Raw genomic sequence first — 13,775 nt, forward strand, 5'->3', positions numbered from 1 at the left:
CCCGACGCCGTCAGCTCGGCGATCTGCTGCAGCGTCGAGCCGATGTCCGACGTACGCGTCGTCGTCATGGACTGCACCGAGACGGGGGCGTCGCCGCCGACCGCGACGGTGCCGACCTGGATCTGCCGGCTCTTGCGACGCTCGGCGATCTTGGTCGGGATGGACGGCATACCGAGAGAAATCGCAGTCATCTGCTGTGCAACCCCAAGTCGTGGATGAAGATCCGGCCCCATGAAACGCCGGGCTCCAGGCTCTGAGATTACGGTACGGGGCGCGGCGCGGGCACATCCCACCCGGCGAAACCCACTCAATGGAAGGCGGCCCGGGGCAGAGTGCTCCGGGCCGCCTTCGGGTGCCGTACCGCTAGGAGATCTTGACCGGGTTCACCACGTCCGCGATCAGCACGAGGAGCGTGAAGCAGACGAAGATTCCCGCCACGACGTAGGCCACCGGCATCAGCTTGGCCACGTCGAAGGGGCCCGGGTCGGGGCGGCGCAGCACCCGGGCGAGGTTGCGCCGCAGCGACTCCCACAGCGCGCCCGCGATGTGTCCGCCGTCGAGCGGGAGCAGCGGGAGCATGTTGAAGAGGAACAGCGAGAGGTTGAACCCGGCGAGCACGAACACGAACATGGCGACCTGCTGCGAGGCCGGGATGTTCAGCGTGGCGATCTCGCCGGTGACGCGGGCGGCGCCGACGATGCCCATCGGGGAGTCCGGCTCGCGCGGACCGTCGCCGAAGGCGGCGTTCCACAGGGCCGGGATCTTGCCGGGCAGCGCGACAAGGGAGTCCACCGCGTTGCCGACCTGGTCGCCCATCCAGACCACCGAGTCGCCGAAGCCGAGCTGGACGACGCCGGTGGCGGCGCTGAAGCCGAGGAAGCCCGCCTTGACGTACTCCCCCTGGACGTAGGTGCCGCTCGCGTCCTTCTTGGCGACCTGGTTGGTGGCGATGGTGGCGTGCAGGGTGAGCTGCTTGCCGTCGCGCTCGACCAGGATCGGCACGCTCCTGCCCGCGCTGTCGCGGATGAGGTCGGACAGCGTGTTCCAGTCCTTGGTCGGCTTGCCGTCGAAGGAGAGGATCTTGTCGTGCGCCTTGAGCCCCGCCGCCTCGGCCGGGGAGGCGGGGTCGGACTTCTTGCAGGTGTCGCGGTGCTGGCTCTGCGCGATGACGCAGGGCGAGACCGAGGCGACCGTGTTGGTCTGCTGCTGGATGCCGAAGCCCATGAGCACGGTGAAGAACAGACCGACCGCGAGGATCAGGTTCATGAAGGGTCCGGCGAACATGACGATGACGCGTTTCCACGGCTTGCGCGTGTAGAACATGCGCGTCTCGTCACCGGGCTGGAGTTCCTCGAAGGCAGCCGAGCGGGCGTCCTCGATCATGCCGCGCCACGGGGAGGTGGAGCGGGCGGAGACCCGGCCCGCGTCGTCCGGCGGGAACATGCCGATCATGCGGATGTAGCCGCCGAGCGGAACGGCCTTGATGCCGTACTCGGTGTCGCCCTTGTGCCGCGACCAGATGGTGGGGCCGAAGCCGACCATGTACTGCGGGACGCGGATGCCGAAGAGCTTGGCGGTCGACAGGTGCCCCAGCTCGTGCCAGGCGATCGAGACGAGCAGACCGACCGCGAAGACCGCTATGCCGAGGATGAACATCAGGGTCGTCATGCACGCGCCTCCGCGGTCGCCGTCGTGGCTGTCAGTTCGCGGGCCCGGGCACGCGCCCAGGTCTCCGCTTCGAGGACGTCCGACACCGTGAGTGAAGTTCCCGATACCGGGGTGCCGTGTTCCTCGACGACCCGGGTGACGGTCTCCATGATCCCGTTGAAGGGCAGCGCGCCGCTCAGGAAAGCCGCGACGCACTCCTCGTTGGCGGCATTGAACACCGCCGGGGCGGTCCCCGCGAGCCGCCCCACGTGCCGGGCGAGGTTCACCGAGGGGAAGGCGTCGTTGTCCAGCGGGAAGAATTCCCATGTGGACGCCTTGCTCCAGTCGAAGGCGGGGGCGGCGTCGGGGACGCGCTCGGGCCAGCCGAGACCGATGGCGATGGGCCCGCGCATGTCGGGGGGCGTCGCCTGGGCGATCGTGGAGCCGTCGGTGAACTCGATCATCGAGTGGACATACGACTGGGGATGCACGACCACCTCAATGTGGTCGAAGGAAATGTCGTAGAGGAGATGCGCCTCGATGACCTCCAGACCCTTGTTGACGAGGGTCGCGGAGTTGACGGTGATGACCGGGCCCATGGCCCAGGTGGGGTGCGCGAGGGCGTCCTGGACGGTGACGTCCGCCAGCTCCGCCTTCGTACGGCCGCGGAAGGGACCGCCGGAGGCGGTGACGACCAGCTTGCGGACGTCGGCGCGGGTGCCCGCGGCGAGCGCCTGGAAGAGGGCGGCGTGCTCGGAGTCCACCGGGATGATCTGGCCCGGCTTGGCCAGCGCCTTGACCAGCGGTCCGCCGACGATCAGCGACTCCTTGTTGGCGAGCGCGAGGGTGCGGCCCGCCTCCAGCGCGGCGAGCGTCGGCGCGAGACCGATCGAGCCGGTGATGCCGTTCAGCACGGTGTGGCAGTCGGACGCGGCGAGCTGCGCGGCCGCGTCGGGTCCGGCGAGGATCTCCGGCAGCGGCTCGCCGCCGTAGTGCCCGGCCAGCGCCTCGCGCAGCTCCGGCACGGCGTCCTCCCGCGCCACCGCCACGGTCCGCACCCGCAGCCGGTACGCCTGCTCGGCGAGCAGCGCCGCCCGCCCGCCGTTGGCGGACAGCGCGGTCACCCGGAAACGGTCGGGATTGCGCAGCACGAGGTCGATCGCCTGCGTGCCGATCGACCCCGTGGACCCGAGAATCACCACATCCTTCGGCCCGCCACCGGCGAGCGGGTCGTACACCAGGTGCGGATCGGCAAGGGGCGCGGGGCTGACAAGACTGTCGGTCATTCCCCCATTGTGTCCGCCCGCGAGAGCACGACGGACAGCGCGTCCGGTTCTCGGGCGGGTGATGTCCTTCGCCGGGCTACTATGGATATACGAGCAAGTCCGCCAGATATACGGAGGGTGCAGTCATGGCCAAGACCCTGATCGACATCGACGAGCAGTTGCTGGCGGACGCGGCCATAGCGTTCGGCACGAAAACCAAGAAGGACACCGTGACGGCCGCCCTGAAGGAGGGCGTCGAGCGCAAGAAGCGGGCGCTGGCGCTGGCGCGACTGGCCGCTCGCGCCGATGCGGGCGACTTCGACATGCTCCTGGACAGGGAGGACCGCCGTCGATGACAGCCGCTCGGTTCCTCATCGACGCCGGCGCTCTCGTGCGGATCTTCAAGCAGCCCGCACTGTCCCGCTGGACGAAGCCCTTGGAAGAAGGGCTCATCGCCCGTTGTCCGGTCACCGAGATCGAGTTCCTCCGCAGCGCGGAGAACGCCCAGGACCGCGAAGGGATGGCCTCGGATCTGGAGGCACTGTTCGGCTGGGCCGCACTCGACGACCGGGCCGTCACCCGGGCGTGGAGCGTGCAGCGGGAACTCGCCGCCACCGGTGAACACCGCTCGGCGGGCACGGTCGACCTGCTGGTCGCCGCGACCGCCGAGCTCCAGGGGCTCACCGTGCTCCATTACGACAACGACTTCGAGACCATCGCGTCGGTCACGGGGCAGCCGACCCAGTGGCTGATGCCGCCGGGCAGCCTCTAGCGAGTCACCCGCCGAAGGGCCGACGAGCGCTCGGCTGCTGGGCCGGGCCGGGCGTCGCGTCCGCGATCCACGGGCCCTCCGTCGACGGGTCGAGGATGCCGTCCTCCAGCCAGTCGTAGGAGCCGCCCAGGACGCCCTTGACGACCTTGCGGTCGAGGTCGTCCGTGTTGGACCAGAGGCGGGTGAAGAGGTCGTCGACGCGGAGGCGGGACTGGTGGCAGAAGGCGTCGGCGAGCTGGTACGCCTCGCGACCGTGGTCGCCCTCGCGGCGCAGGCGTTCGGCGCGGACGCAGGCGGCGCTCATGGCGAAGAGTTCGGCGCCGATGTCCACGATGCGGCCGAGGAAGCCCTGCTTGGTCTCCATGCGGCCCTGCCAGCGGGACATGCCGTAGAAGGTGGCGCGGGCGAGCTTGCGGGCGTGCCGTTCGACGAAGCGCAGATGGCCCGAGAGGTCGATGCCGTGCTTGAACTCGCCGTACGAGGTGGGGAGTTGACCTGGACCCGCGACCAGCTTCGGGAGCCACTTGGCGTAGAAGACGCCCGCGTCGGCGGCGGCCTTCGCCTTGTCCTGGAGCGTGGTGTCGGGGTCGATGAGGTCACCGGCGACGGAGAGGTGGGCGTCGACGGCCTCGCGCGCGATCAGCAGGTGCATGATCTCGGTCGAGCCCTCGAAGATGCGGTTGATGCGCAGGTCGCGCAGCATCTGCTCGGCGGGGACACCCCGCTCGCCGCGCGCCGCGAGGGACTCGGCGGTCTCGTAGCCCCGGCCGCCGCGGATCTGGACCAGCTCGTCGGCCATCAGCCAGGACATCTCGGAGCCGTAGAGCTTGGCGAGCGCGGCCTCGATGCGGATGTCGTTGCGGTCCTCGTCGGCCATCTGGGAGGCGAGGTCCACCACCGCCTCCAGCGCGAACGTGGTCGCCGCGATGAAGCTGATCTTGGACCCGACCGCCTCGTGCAGCGCGACCGGCTTGCCCCACTGCTCGCGCTCGGCCGCCCACTGCCGGGCGATCTTCAGGCACCACTTGCCCGCACCGGCGCACATCGCGGGCAGGGAGAGGCGCCCGGTGTTGAGCGTGGTGAGCGCGATCTTCAGACCCGCGCCCTCGGGTCCGATGCGGTTCGCGGCGGGGACGCGGACCCGGTGGAGGCGGGTCACGCCGTTCTCGATGCCGCGCAGCCCCATGAAGGCGTTGCGGTGCTCGACGGTGACGCCCTCGGCGGTGCCCTCGACCACGAACGCGGTGATGCCGCCGGGGTGCCCCTCGGACTTCGGCACCCGCGCCATGACGACCAGCAGGTCGGCGACGACGCCGTTGGTGGTCCACAGCTTCACGCCGTCGAGGACGTAGTCGTCCCCGTCCGGGACGGCCATGGTCGCCAGGCGTGCCGGGTCCGAGCCCACGTCCGGCTCGGTGAGCAGGAACGCCGAGATGTCGGTGCTCGCGCAGCGCGGCAGGAACGCGTCCTTCTGCTCCTGGGTGCCGAAGATCTTCAGCGGCTGCGGCACACCGATCGACTGGTGCGCGGAGAGCAGCGCGCCGACCGCCGGACTGACCGAGCCGGCCAGCGCGAGCGCCTTGTTGTAGTAGAGCTGGGACAGCCCGAGACCGCCGTACTTGGGGTCGATCTTCATGCCGAGCGCGCCGAGCCGCTTGAGTCCGGCCACGACCTCGTCCGGGATCCGCGCCTCGCGCTCGATGCGGGCCGCGTCGATCCCGTTCTCGCAGAAGGCGCGCAGCTCCGCGAGGAAGGTCTCGCCCCGCCGCACGCTCTCCGGGTCCGGGAGCGGGTGGGGGTGGATGAGGTCGAGCCGGAAGCGCCCGAGGAACAGTTCCTTGGCGAAGCTCGGTTTGCGCCAGCCCTGCTCCCGGGCGGCCTCCGCCACCTGGCGGGCCTCGCGCTCGGAGACGGTGGTGCGTTGAGTGGTGGGAGCGGACATGAGGCTCACCTCACCGCGAAGAGGGACGGTTGCGGTCCGTGCGGTACCGACCGTTGCTGCCTGATCCTGGTCACCCGGAAAGGGGTGCTACTGGATCGTTGGTACCGGAAACGGGCCGCCCCCACCACCCCTCACGCGTCCGGTGCGGCGAACGGGTGAAGTGTGGCGGGGGCGGGGTGAGTCGCGGGTGTCCGCGGGGGACGGTGCCGTATCGGACCTCAGACCGTCTCGGTCACCGGGAGCGCGGCGGCGGTCTCGTCCCCGGCGCGCGGCGCGGGCACGGCGGTCGCGGGGGCGGTCGTCGCGGGGGCGGCGGGCTTCGTACGGCGCCCGGTGTACGCGTACGCCACGCCCACCAGCAGTCCGCCGCCGACCAGGTTGCCGAGACCGACGAAGAGCAGGTTGTGGGCGAAGGCACCCACGGTCACGCCGGGGACGTGCTCGAACAGACCGAGCGAGAAGGTCGTCATGTTGGCGACGACGTGCTCGAAGCCGGAGGCGACGAAGGCCAGGATGCCCGCGAAGATCAGCAGGATCTTGGTGGCGTCGGAGCGGGTGCGCATGCCCATCCACACGGTCAGGCAGACCAGGAAGTTGCAGAGCACGCCCCGGAAGAACATCGCCTCGCCGCTCTCGGCCATCTTGGCGGTGAGCATGCCGGTCAGACCGACCAGACCCGGGGCGGGCGCTCCGGGGGCGGGTACGACGCCCAGCACGCCGGAGCAGTGGACCAGCCCGGCGAAGGCGACCGAGCCGACCAGGTTGCCCACGAAGGAACCGACGATCACGGCGAGCGCCACGAGGGGCGAGAAGGCGCGGCGGACCGCGCCCTGGACCATCGTCATCATGTTGCTGGTGGCCAGCTCGCCCCCAGCGAAGATCACCAGAGTCAGCGCGACACCGAAGACCAGCCCCTGGATCAGCTTGACCCAGGGAGAGTGCGCGAGGGTGAGCGGAGCGGACACCATGATCATCAGGACGACGCCCACGCCGATGAAGGCACCCGCGAGCGCGGAGAGCACCAGATAGCGTCCGGGAGAGCGGAGCAGCTTCGCCTTGCCGCGCGCTGCCGCGATCTGGTCGTCCAGGGCTTCTTCAAGGGGTATCGGCACGGTGGCCCTCTCAGTGCTGCTCACTCGTGGTCGGATTGTCCGACTCTCACGCGTGGAGCAGTGTGCGCCCGCCGATCCAGAAATGTCAAAAGTCGAATTAATGACGTGATAGGCATTGCTTATCCCGACTTAATCGGTCAAATCTATCGCGTCATCGGTCGCGCCTATCACCGACGGGCTGGGCGAGCAGCCCGTCCAGCTCCCCGAAGGACAGGGGGTCGGCGGGCGAGGTGACGGCGCCGGTCCCGAACAGCTCCCGCGCGACACGGCGCGCGGCGGCGTACGCGGCCAGCGCCACCCCCGGTCCGAGGCTCACCCGGGCCACGCCGAGGGTGCCCAGCTCCGCGACGGACGGCGCCCCGGGACCGGCCATGACGTTGAGCGGTACGGCGATGTCCTCGGCCAGCGCCTTGAGGGTGACGGGGTCGGTGACGCCGGGGACGAAGACGCCGTCGGCGCCCGCCTCCACGTACCGCCGGGCGCGGCTCAGGGTCTCCGCGAGGCGGGTCTCCGGGTCGCCCAGACCCAGCAGATAGGTGTCGACGCGGGCGTTGAGGAACAGGTCCGCGCCCGCCTGCTCGGCGGTCCGCCGGGCGGCGGTGAGCCGGGCGGCCAGCTCGGCCGGGGGACGGGTGCCGTCCTCGATGTTGACGCCGACGGCGCCCGCCTCGATCACCCCGGCGACGGTCTCCGCGACGGCGGCGGCGTCCGCGCCGTACCCGTCCTCGATGTCGGCGGTCACCGGCACCGTGACGGCGGCGACGGTCCTGGCGATCACATCGAGAGCCTGCTCCCGGGTGAGGGCGCCGCCGTCGGGCGAACCGAGCGCCCAGGAGACCCCGGCGCTGGTGGTGGCGATCGCGGGGGCGCCCGCCGCCTCGACGAGACGGGCGCTCGCCACGTCCCACGCGTTGGCGAGCGCGAGCGGGGCGGAGGGGGTGTGCAGGGAGCGGAAGAGGCGGGCGTCGGCCGCGTGCGTGTGCGTCATGACGGCAGTCAAGCACCGTACGCGGTCTGTCTTCTGGCAGGAATCCGACATGAACCGCGCCTGGAAGCAAGCCGGTTGGTGTGCGGGAAACGCCAACGGCCGGAGCCCCCGCACAGAGTGGGCTCCGGCCGTCGTGGCGACCTGGGGTGTCAGGTCAGAGAGCGAGTCCGGTGAGGACCAGGACGCGCTCGTAGGTGTAGTCGTCCATCGCGGAGCGGACGCCCTCGCGGCCGACGCCGGACTGCTTGGCGCCGCCGTACGGCATCTGGTCGGCGCGGTAGGAGGGGACGTCGCCGATGACGACGCCGCCGACCTCGAGCGCGCGGTGGGCGCGGAAAGCGGCCTGGATGTCGTGGGTGAACACGCCTGCCTGGAGACCGTACTTGGACTCGTTGACGGCGGCGAACGCCGCGTCCTCGCCGTCCACCTTCTGCACGGTGAGGACCGGTCCGAAGACCTCCTCGGTGGCGAGGGTGACACCGGCGGGCACGTCGGTGAGGACGGTCGGGGCGTAGCTGGCGCCCTCGCGCTTGCCGCCCGCGAGCAGGGTGGCGCCCGCCTCGACGGCTTCGTTCACCCAGGACTCGACGCGCTTCGCGGCGTCCTCGCTGACCAGCGGACCGACCTCGGTGCGCTCGTCGGCCGGGTCGCCGGTGACCTGCGCCTCGACGGCGGCGACGACGCGCTCCAGGAGACGGTCGTACACGGCGGCGTCCGCGATCACGCGCTGCACCGAGATGCAGGACTGACCGCCCTGGTAGTTGGAGAAGGTCGCGATGCGGGAGGCGGCCCAGTCCAGGTCGGCGTCGCTCGCCCAGTCGCCGAGGACGACGGCCGCGCCGTTGCCGCCCAGTTCCAGGGTGCAGTGCTTGCGCGGCACCGAGTCCATGATCGCGTAGCCGACCTTCTCGGACCCGGTGAAGGAGATCACCGGCAGGCGCTCGTCCTGGACCAGGGCGGGCATCTTGTCGTTGGCGACCGGCAGGATGCTCCAGGACCCGGCGGGCAGGTCCGTCTCGGCCAGGAACTCACCGATGACCAGCCCGGACAGCGGGGTGGCCGGGGCGGGCTTGAGGATGATCGGGACACCGGCGGCGAGGGCCGGGGCGACCTTGTGCGCGCACAGGTTCAGCGGGAAGTTGAACGGCGCGATGCCGAGGACGACGCCCTTGGGGAAGCGGCGGATCAGCGCCATGCGGCCCTGGCCGCCCGCGTCGGTGTCGAGCCGCTGGGCCTCGCCGCCGTTGAACCGGCGCGCCTCCTCTGCCGCGAGCCGGAACACGGAGACGGCACGGCCGACCTCGCCGCGCGCCCACTTGATCGGCTTGCCGTTCTCGCCCGAGATGAGCTGGGCGATCTCCTCGGCGCGCTCGGTCAGCCGCTTCGCGACGTGGTCGAGGGCGGCGGCGCGCACGTGCGCGGGCACGGCGGAGAAGTCGTCGCGGACGGCGTACGCGGCGGCCACGGCCTCCTCGACCTGGGCGTCGGTCGGCACACTGGCCCGGCCGACCAGGCGCCCGTCCCACGGGTTGGTGACGTCGAAGCTGTCCTCGCCGGTGACCTGGCGGCCGGCGAGCCAGAAGGCGTGGGTGGAAGTCATTTGACGGGTCCCGGCCCTTCCGCGTTGTCGGAGTTGTTCTTCGGTGCGTGGTCCACGGTAGGGCGGGCGCGTCGGGGCGTCGCTTGTCCGAGTCGTACGGATGCGGGGCGGTGATGCTCCGGTTTGGCGTGAAGCGGCAGGTCGTACCCCCTCACGTGCCTCTACGGCTGTTCCGTGCCCGTCGTCTTCAGCGCCAGCCACAGCTCCATGCGCACGTCCGGGTCGTCCAGGGAGCGTCCGAGGATCTCCTCGACGCGGCGCATCCGGTAGCGCAGGGTGTGCCGGTGGACGCCGAGGTCGGCGGCGGCGGCGTCCCACTGGCCGTGCCTCGACAGCCAGGCGCGCAGGGAGGCGACGAGGTCGCCGCGTCCGGTGGCGTCGTGCTCGCGCAGCGCGCGCAGCAGACCGTCGGCGAAGGCGCGTACGGCGTCGTCGGCGAGCAGCGGCAGCACCGAGCCCGCCGCGAGGTGCTCGTGCTCCACGAGCACCCGGCCCCGGCGCCGGGCGACCGAGAGCGCCTGCTCCGCCTGGCGGTGGGCGGCGGGTGCCGCGCTGGGTCCCGCCGGTGCCGACAGTCCCACGACCAGCGCGTTCTCGTCGGCGCCCGGGGTATCCGGTGCCGTACGGGCGGTCTCCAGGGCGCCCGCGTGGGCGAGACAGGCGGCGACCGCCGCTCCCCCGTCGGCGGCGAGCACCACCAGGCGCTCCCCGTCGGGCACGGCGAGGACCGCCTCGCCGGAGCGGGCGGCGGCCGACTCCACGGTCTCGGTGAGCGCGCCGAGCGGATCGCCGTCGGCGCCGGTGCCGGTACTCGCCATGGCGCCCGCCCCGGTGCTCGCCTCGGCGACCAGTACGCGGAACGGCGCGTCGAGGAGCCCGTCGTACAGGTCCCCGGCGACGGCGCGGGCGTGGTCGGGCTCCCCGGCGAGGAGCATGCGCAGTACGGCGGCGCCGACGCGCTGTTCGGCGGCGTGCAGGGAGCGGGAGCGTTCGGTGGTGAGGGTGAGCAGGGCGATGGCGGAGTGCACGGCGTAGCGCTCGGCGGTGCCGGGGGCGGCGGCGGTGCCGACGGCGAGCGCGGCGCGGGGACGGCGCCCGGTGCCGAGGGAGTGCAGCTCGACGCGGTCCTCGTTGTCGGGGCTGCCGACGACGGAGGAGGCGGGCGCGGGGCGTTCCCGCAGCCGTTCGACCTCGGCGGTGAGCCGGGCTGCCCTGCGGTGGGCCCACTCGGGCGCGGCGGCGACGACGGCGCCCGAGGCGTCGTACAGCGCGGCCCAGCCGTCGAGCTGCGCGGCGAGCGCGCCGAGCAGTCCCTCGGGGCCGGTGGTCAGGGCCTGGCGGGTCAGCTCGCGCTGGGCGGCGAATCCGGCGGTGACGGCGCGGTACTGCTCGGCGGCGATGGCGGCGGAGACGGCCTTGCTGATGGCGAGGAACGGGGTGCGGCGGGGCACCTCCAGGAGCGGCAGCCCCTCCTCGCGGGCGGCTTCCAGCAGTGCCTCGGGGATCTCGTCGTAGTTGACCCCGACGGCGAAGCCGATCCCGACGACCCCCGCTCCGGCCAGCCGCTTGACGTACCGGCGCATCGCCTCGGGGTCCTCGGCGTCCAGCTTCAGCGCGGTGACGAGGAGCAGCTCCCCGCCCTCCATGTACGGCACCGGGTCGGCCAGCTCGCTGACGTGCGCCCAGCGGACCGGCACGTCGAGCCGGTCCTCCCCCGCGCGGACCGTGAGCTTGAGCGCGGAGTGGTGGACGAGCGAGGCGAGGGTCGGGGGCATGGGGCCTTCAGGTCGAAGCGGTCCGGTGCCTCGGCACCGGAGATCAATTGGCCGCCGCGTACGAACGACCCACCCCGATTCTGCCTCACCGTACGGTCCCCCACCTCACCCCCGCAGATCCACCAGCAACGGCGGCGCGTGCTCCCCCCGCACCGTGGTCAACGACAGCACCGCGTGCCCCGGCGGCACCCCGTGCGCCAGCTCGGAGGCGGACCAGCGCTCGCGCTCGACCTGGCGGACGGTGACCGCCTCCGTCGTCACGGCCTTCCCGGTCACCAGCTTGCGCAGGGCGTGGATCAGGCGCGTCATCGGCTGGTCGGCGAACACCGTGTGCTGCGCGACGTCCTTGGTCTCCACCCACGCGGTTCCCCACGCCTCCGCAAAGCGGCCGCCGTCCCACGTGGTGACCCCGGAGAAGGCCATGCGGCAGCCCACGGCCGCGTACAGCGGTCCGTGCAGCGCCTCGGGGACGTCGCCCACCGTGCGCAGGGCGAGCAGTACGCCCGCGTTGCGGGAGCGCAGCCGCTGGATACGCCGCACGGACTCGCTCGTCACCGCGCCCGCCGCGTCGTCGAGGACGAGGCAGGCGAAGTGGGTACGGCCGCCGACGGACGCCACGGCGTCGAACTGGGCGAGCACCAGACGCGTGACGATCCGCGCCGCTTCCTCGTGACCCCGTTCGGGCACCTCGACGCGCACCCGCAGCGGGTGATGGGCGACGGCCCGCAGCGAGAACGGGCGTGCCTGCCGCTCGTCCGCGCCGAAGAACCCCGCGAACGCCGGGCGGTCCAGCACGGCGAGCCGGTCGGCCAGCAGGGGTCCGGGGTCGCCCGGACCGCCCGACTGCCGGGCCCGCGCGTCCAGTTCGCGGCGCATCACCGCGTGCTCCTCCGAGGCGAGCGCGGCACGCAGCGCGCTCAGGGCCGCGGGCTCGCCCTCCAGGAGTTCGCGCAGCACCGGCAGCGTCGGGAAACGGCCGTAGGCGGCCCGGTACGGTCCGAGCACCTGGGAGAGCGCCGTGACCACACGCGATCCGCTCGTCGTCTCGAGATCACCGACCAGAGCCTCCGCGAGAAGCGCGGCCGCCTCGTCCGGGTCGCGCGATTCCGCGTACGGGTCGAGGTCGTACACGGAGGCGGGATCACCGAGCCGTACGACGACGTCGTAGGCGGAGTCGGGCCCGAGCGGCGTCCCGGCCGCGCAGACCACGACGACCGCGCAGCGCCCGGCGAGGGCGTGCAGTCCCAGGGACTCCACGACGGGGCGGACGAGGTGGCGGGTCTTGCCGGAACCGGCGGGTCCGACGGCGAGCAGCGAGGTGGCGAGGGTCTCCGGTCCGAGCGCGGCTCCCGCCCCGCCGTAGGCGAGCGGGGTGCGGTCCCCCGGTGCCCAGCGTCCGATCCGTACCTGTCCGGCGGGCAGGTCGTGGCGCCCTTCGCGGCCGGGCAGGTCGCGCTGCCCCGAGGGGTGGGTCCAGGCGGCGGCGCCGTCGCGCAGGACGGTCGCCGTGAACGACGGGATGCGCGCCTCCGCGCGGGCCAGGGTCCACATGCCGTCGATGCGGACGCAGTCCACGTCGTTCATCCGCCCGGCGCGCAGTGCGGTGGTGAGCACGTCGGCGGCCTCGTGCTGCCCGGCGTCGCGGAGGTCGGGCCACTGCGAGGGCTTGCGGTCCGTGACCGGCCGCGCGGTGTCGTCCGCGCTCTTGGCCCGCTCCCGCGCGGCGACGGCGTCCTTCACGAGGGTCCACCAGCCGCCGATCCTGGCGAACGGCCACAGCACCAGCAGGGTGATGAGGGTGTACAGACCGTACGTGAGCGGCTGGGAGGCGAAGACCGTGTAGTCGCCGGTGATCAGGACGATGAGGGAGAACAGGGGGTCCTGCACCGGCAGCGCGTCCCAGCCGAGCCCGAAGGCGCTGGGGAAGACGAGGGTGAGGGTGGCGAGCCCGCCGAGGGCGGCGATGAGGGCGCGGGCGGGCTGGGCGCGGCCGGTGACCAGGTGCCGGATGATGTCCGCCCAGCTACCGAGGCGTGCCATGGCGTAGACGAGGATCGCGAAGAACACCCCGCCCGCGACCGTGATCGCCTCGGCGCCCTGGTAGCCCTTGGGGCTGGTGGTGCCACCCCACCACCAGTCGCTCGGGGTGAGCAGCCGCAGGACGGCCCACTGGTACGGGATGCTGCCGTGCTTCCAGAGCGACCAGAGCAGCAGTCCTGCCGCGAGCGGGACGAGGAAGCCGACGACGGTGACGGGGGCGAGGCGCTGTTCCTGGCGCGCCGCCTTGGGCAGCCGGTAGCGGTGGCGCCAGATACCGGGTTCGGCGGCCGGGCGTGGGTCGTCCAGCCAGTCGGCCACCGGCGAACCGGGCTGACCGGGCGAACCGGGCTGTGGGGGGTACCCGGGAGGCGTCCCCGCGGGTGTGGCGTCCGGCGCCCGGGTCGGACGCGGCGGCACGGCAGGGCCCTGCGGCGGTACCGCCGGGCGTGGGACCGGGCCCGTTTCCGTGCCGCGTGTGTCCCGCGTGCCGTCGCTCTCCATCGCCGTTGCCCCCTGAGCAGCCGCTCCGTCCACCGTCAGCGAGTCAATCTAACGCCCCGGAAAGGGGAGTTCACCGGTTACGCGGCCGGTGTCCGGGACCGGTCGGCCGGGGCTGTCACCCCCTGCTATGTCC

The 13,775-nt window shown here is 72.2% G+C and carries 11 protein-coding genes; 2 read left to right on the forward strand and 9 right to left on the reverse strand.

What is annotated here, in order from left to right:
• From IF655_RS14845 to dxr, 3 genes are all read right to left on the reverse strand, one after another.
• On the reverse strand, positions 1-191 hold a 191-nt coding region (locus IF655_RS14845; RefSeq protein WP_199585225.1), incomplete at its 3' end, for a flavodoxin-dependent (E)-4-hydroxy-3-methylbut-2-enyl-diphosphate synthase.
• Between the two features lie 172 nt (positions 192-363).
• Positions 364-1,668: an RIP metalloprotease gene (locus IF655_RS14850; RefSeq protein WP_199585226.1), complete on the reverse strand. Its 1,305-nt coding sequence runs from the start codon at positions 1,666-1,668 to the stop codon at positions 364-366.
• Positions 1,665-2,933: a 1-deoxy-D-xylulose-5-phosphate reductoisomerase gene (gene dxr, locus IF655_RS14855; RefSeq protein WP_199585227.1), complete on the reverse strand. Its 1,269-nt coding sequence runs from the start codon at positions 2,931-2,933 to the stop codon at positions 1,665-1,667. Before dxr ends, IF655_RS14850 begins: the two co-directional genes overlap by 4 nt.
• 125 nt (positions 2,934-3,058) lie before the next feature.
• Here dxr and IF655_RS14860 point away from each other — a divergent pair, with 125 nt between their 5' ends.
• Both IF655_RS14860 and IF655_RS14865 read left to right on the forward strand, forming a co-directional pair.
• Positions 3,059-3,268 (forward strand): type II toxin-antitoxin system VapB family antitoxin, encoded by a 210-nt coding sequence (locus tag IF655_RS14860; RefSeq protein WP_199585228.1) that lies wholly within the window; start codon positions 3,059-3,061, stop codon positions 3,266-3,268.
• The gene (locus IF655_RS14865) at positions 3,265-3,684 is read left to right on the forward strand and encodes a PIN domain nuclease (RefSeq protein WP_199585229.1); all 420 of its coding nucleotides are present in this window, start codon (positions 3,265-3,267) and stop codon (positions 3,682-3,684) included. Before IF655_RS14860 ends, IF655_RS14865 begins: the two co-directional genes overlap by 4 nt.
• Before the next feature lie 4 nt (positions 3,685-3,688).
• Here the strand turns inward: IF655_RS14865 and IF655_RS14870 are convergent, their stop codons facing one another.
• The 6 genes from IF655_RS14870 to IF655_RS14895 all read right to left on the reverse strand — a co-directional run bounded on the left by IF655_RS14870 (position 3,689) and on the right by IF655_RS14895 (position 13,642).
• Positions 3,689-5,626, reverse strand: coding sequence for an acyl-CoA dehydrogenase family protein (locus tag IF655_RS14870; protein ID WP_199585230.1), 1,938 nt, complete (start codon positions 5,624-5,626; stop codon positions 3,689-3,691).
• A 218-nt stretch (positions 5,627-5,844) separates the two neighbouring features.
• A complete protein-coding gene (locus tag IF655_RS14875; protein WP_307814928.1) occupies positions 5,845-6,762 on the reverse strand; it encodes a formate/nitrite transporter family protein in 918 nt (305 codons plus the stop codon).
• Between the two features lie 127 nt (positions 6,763-6,889).
• Positions 6,890-7,726 carry an isocitrate lyase/phosphoenolpyruvate mutase family protein gene (locus IF655_RS14880; RefSeq protein ID WP_199585231.1) on the reverse strand — a complete coding sequence of 279 codons (837 nt, stop codon included), beginning with the start codon at positions 7,724-7,726 and terminating at the stop codon, positions 6,890-6,892.
• A 154-nt stretch (positions 7,727-7,880) separates the two neighbouring features.
• Positions 7,881-9,326: an aldehyde dehydrogenase family protein gene (locus IF655_RS14885; protein WP_199585232.1), complete on the reverse strand. Its 1,446-nt coding sequence runs from the start codon at positions 9,324-9,326 to the stop codon at positions 7,881-7,883.
• Between the two features lie 161 nt (positions 9,327-9,487).
• Complete coding sequence (locus IF655_RS14890; RefSeq protein WP_199585233.1) at positions 9,488-11,101, reverse strand: PucR family transcriptional regulator; 1,614 nt, start codon at positions 11,099-11,101, stop codon at positions 9,488-9,490.
• Between the two features lie 105 nt (positions 11,102-11,206).
• Complete coding sequence (locus IF655_RS14895; RefSeq protein WP_199585234.1) at positions 11,207-13,642, reverse strand: ATP/GTP-binding protein; 2,436 nt, start codon at positions 13,640-13,642, stop codon at positions 11,207-11,209.
• Between the last annotated feature and the right edge of the window lie 133 nt (positions 13,643-13,775).

Source organism: Streptomyces sp. DSM 110735, from assembly GCF_016482685.1.
Classification (GTDB): domain Bacteria; phylum Actinomycetota; class Actinomycetes; order Streptomycetales; family Streptomycetaceae; genus Streptomyces.

Excerpts from the sequence above, each read along its gene's own strand:
- IF655_RS14850 (WP_199585226.1), bottom strand. The coding sequence starts at position 1,668 with ATGACGACCCTGATGTTCATCCTCGGCATAGCGGTCTTCGCGGTCGGT.
- IF655_RS14895 (WP_199585234.1), bottom strand. The coding sequence starts at position 13,642 with ATGGAGAGCGACGGCACGCGGGACACACGCGGCACGGAAACGGGCCCG.
- IF655_RS14870 (WP_199585230.1), bottom strand. The coding sequence starts at position 5,626 with ATGTCCGCTCCCACCACTCAACGCACCACCGTCTCCGAGCGCGAGGCC.
- IF655_RS14865 (WP_199585229.1), top strand. The coding sequence starts at position 3,265 with ATGACAGCCGCTCGGTTCCTCATCGACGCCGGCGCTCTCGTGCGGATC.
- dxr (WP_199585227.1), bottom strand. The coding sequence starts at position 2,933 with ATGACCGACAGTCTTGTCAGCCCCGCGCCCCTTGCCGATCCGCACCTG.
- IF655_RS14890 (WP_199585233.1), bottom strand. The coding sequence starts at position 11,101 with ATGCCCCCGACCCTCGCCTCGCTCGTCCACCACTCCGCGCTCAAGCTC.
- IF655_RS14880 (WP_199585231.1), bottom strand. The coding sequence starts at position 7,726 with ATGACGCACACGCACGCGGCCGACGCCCGCCTCTTCCGCTCCCTGCAC.
- IF655_RS14885 (WP_199585232.1), bottom strand. The coding sequence starts at position 9,326 with ATGACTTCCACCCACGCCTTCTGGCTCGCCGGCCGCCAGGTCACCGGC.
- IF655_RS14860 (WP_199585228.1), top strand. The coding sequence starts at position 3,059 with ATGGCCAAGACCCTGATCGACATCGACGAGCAGTTGCTGGCGGACGCG.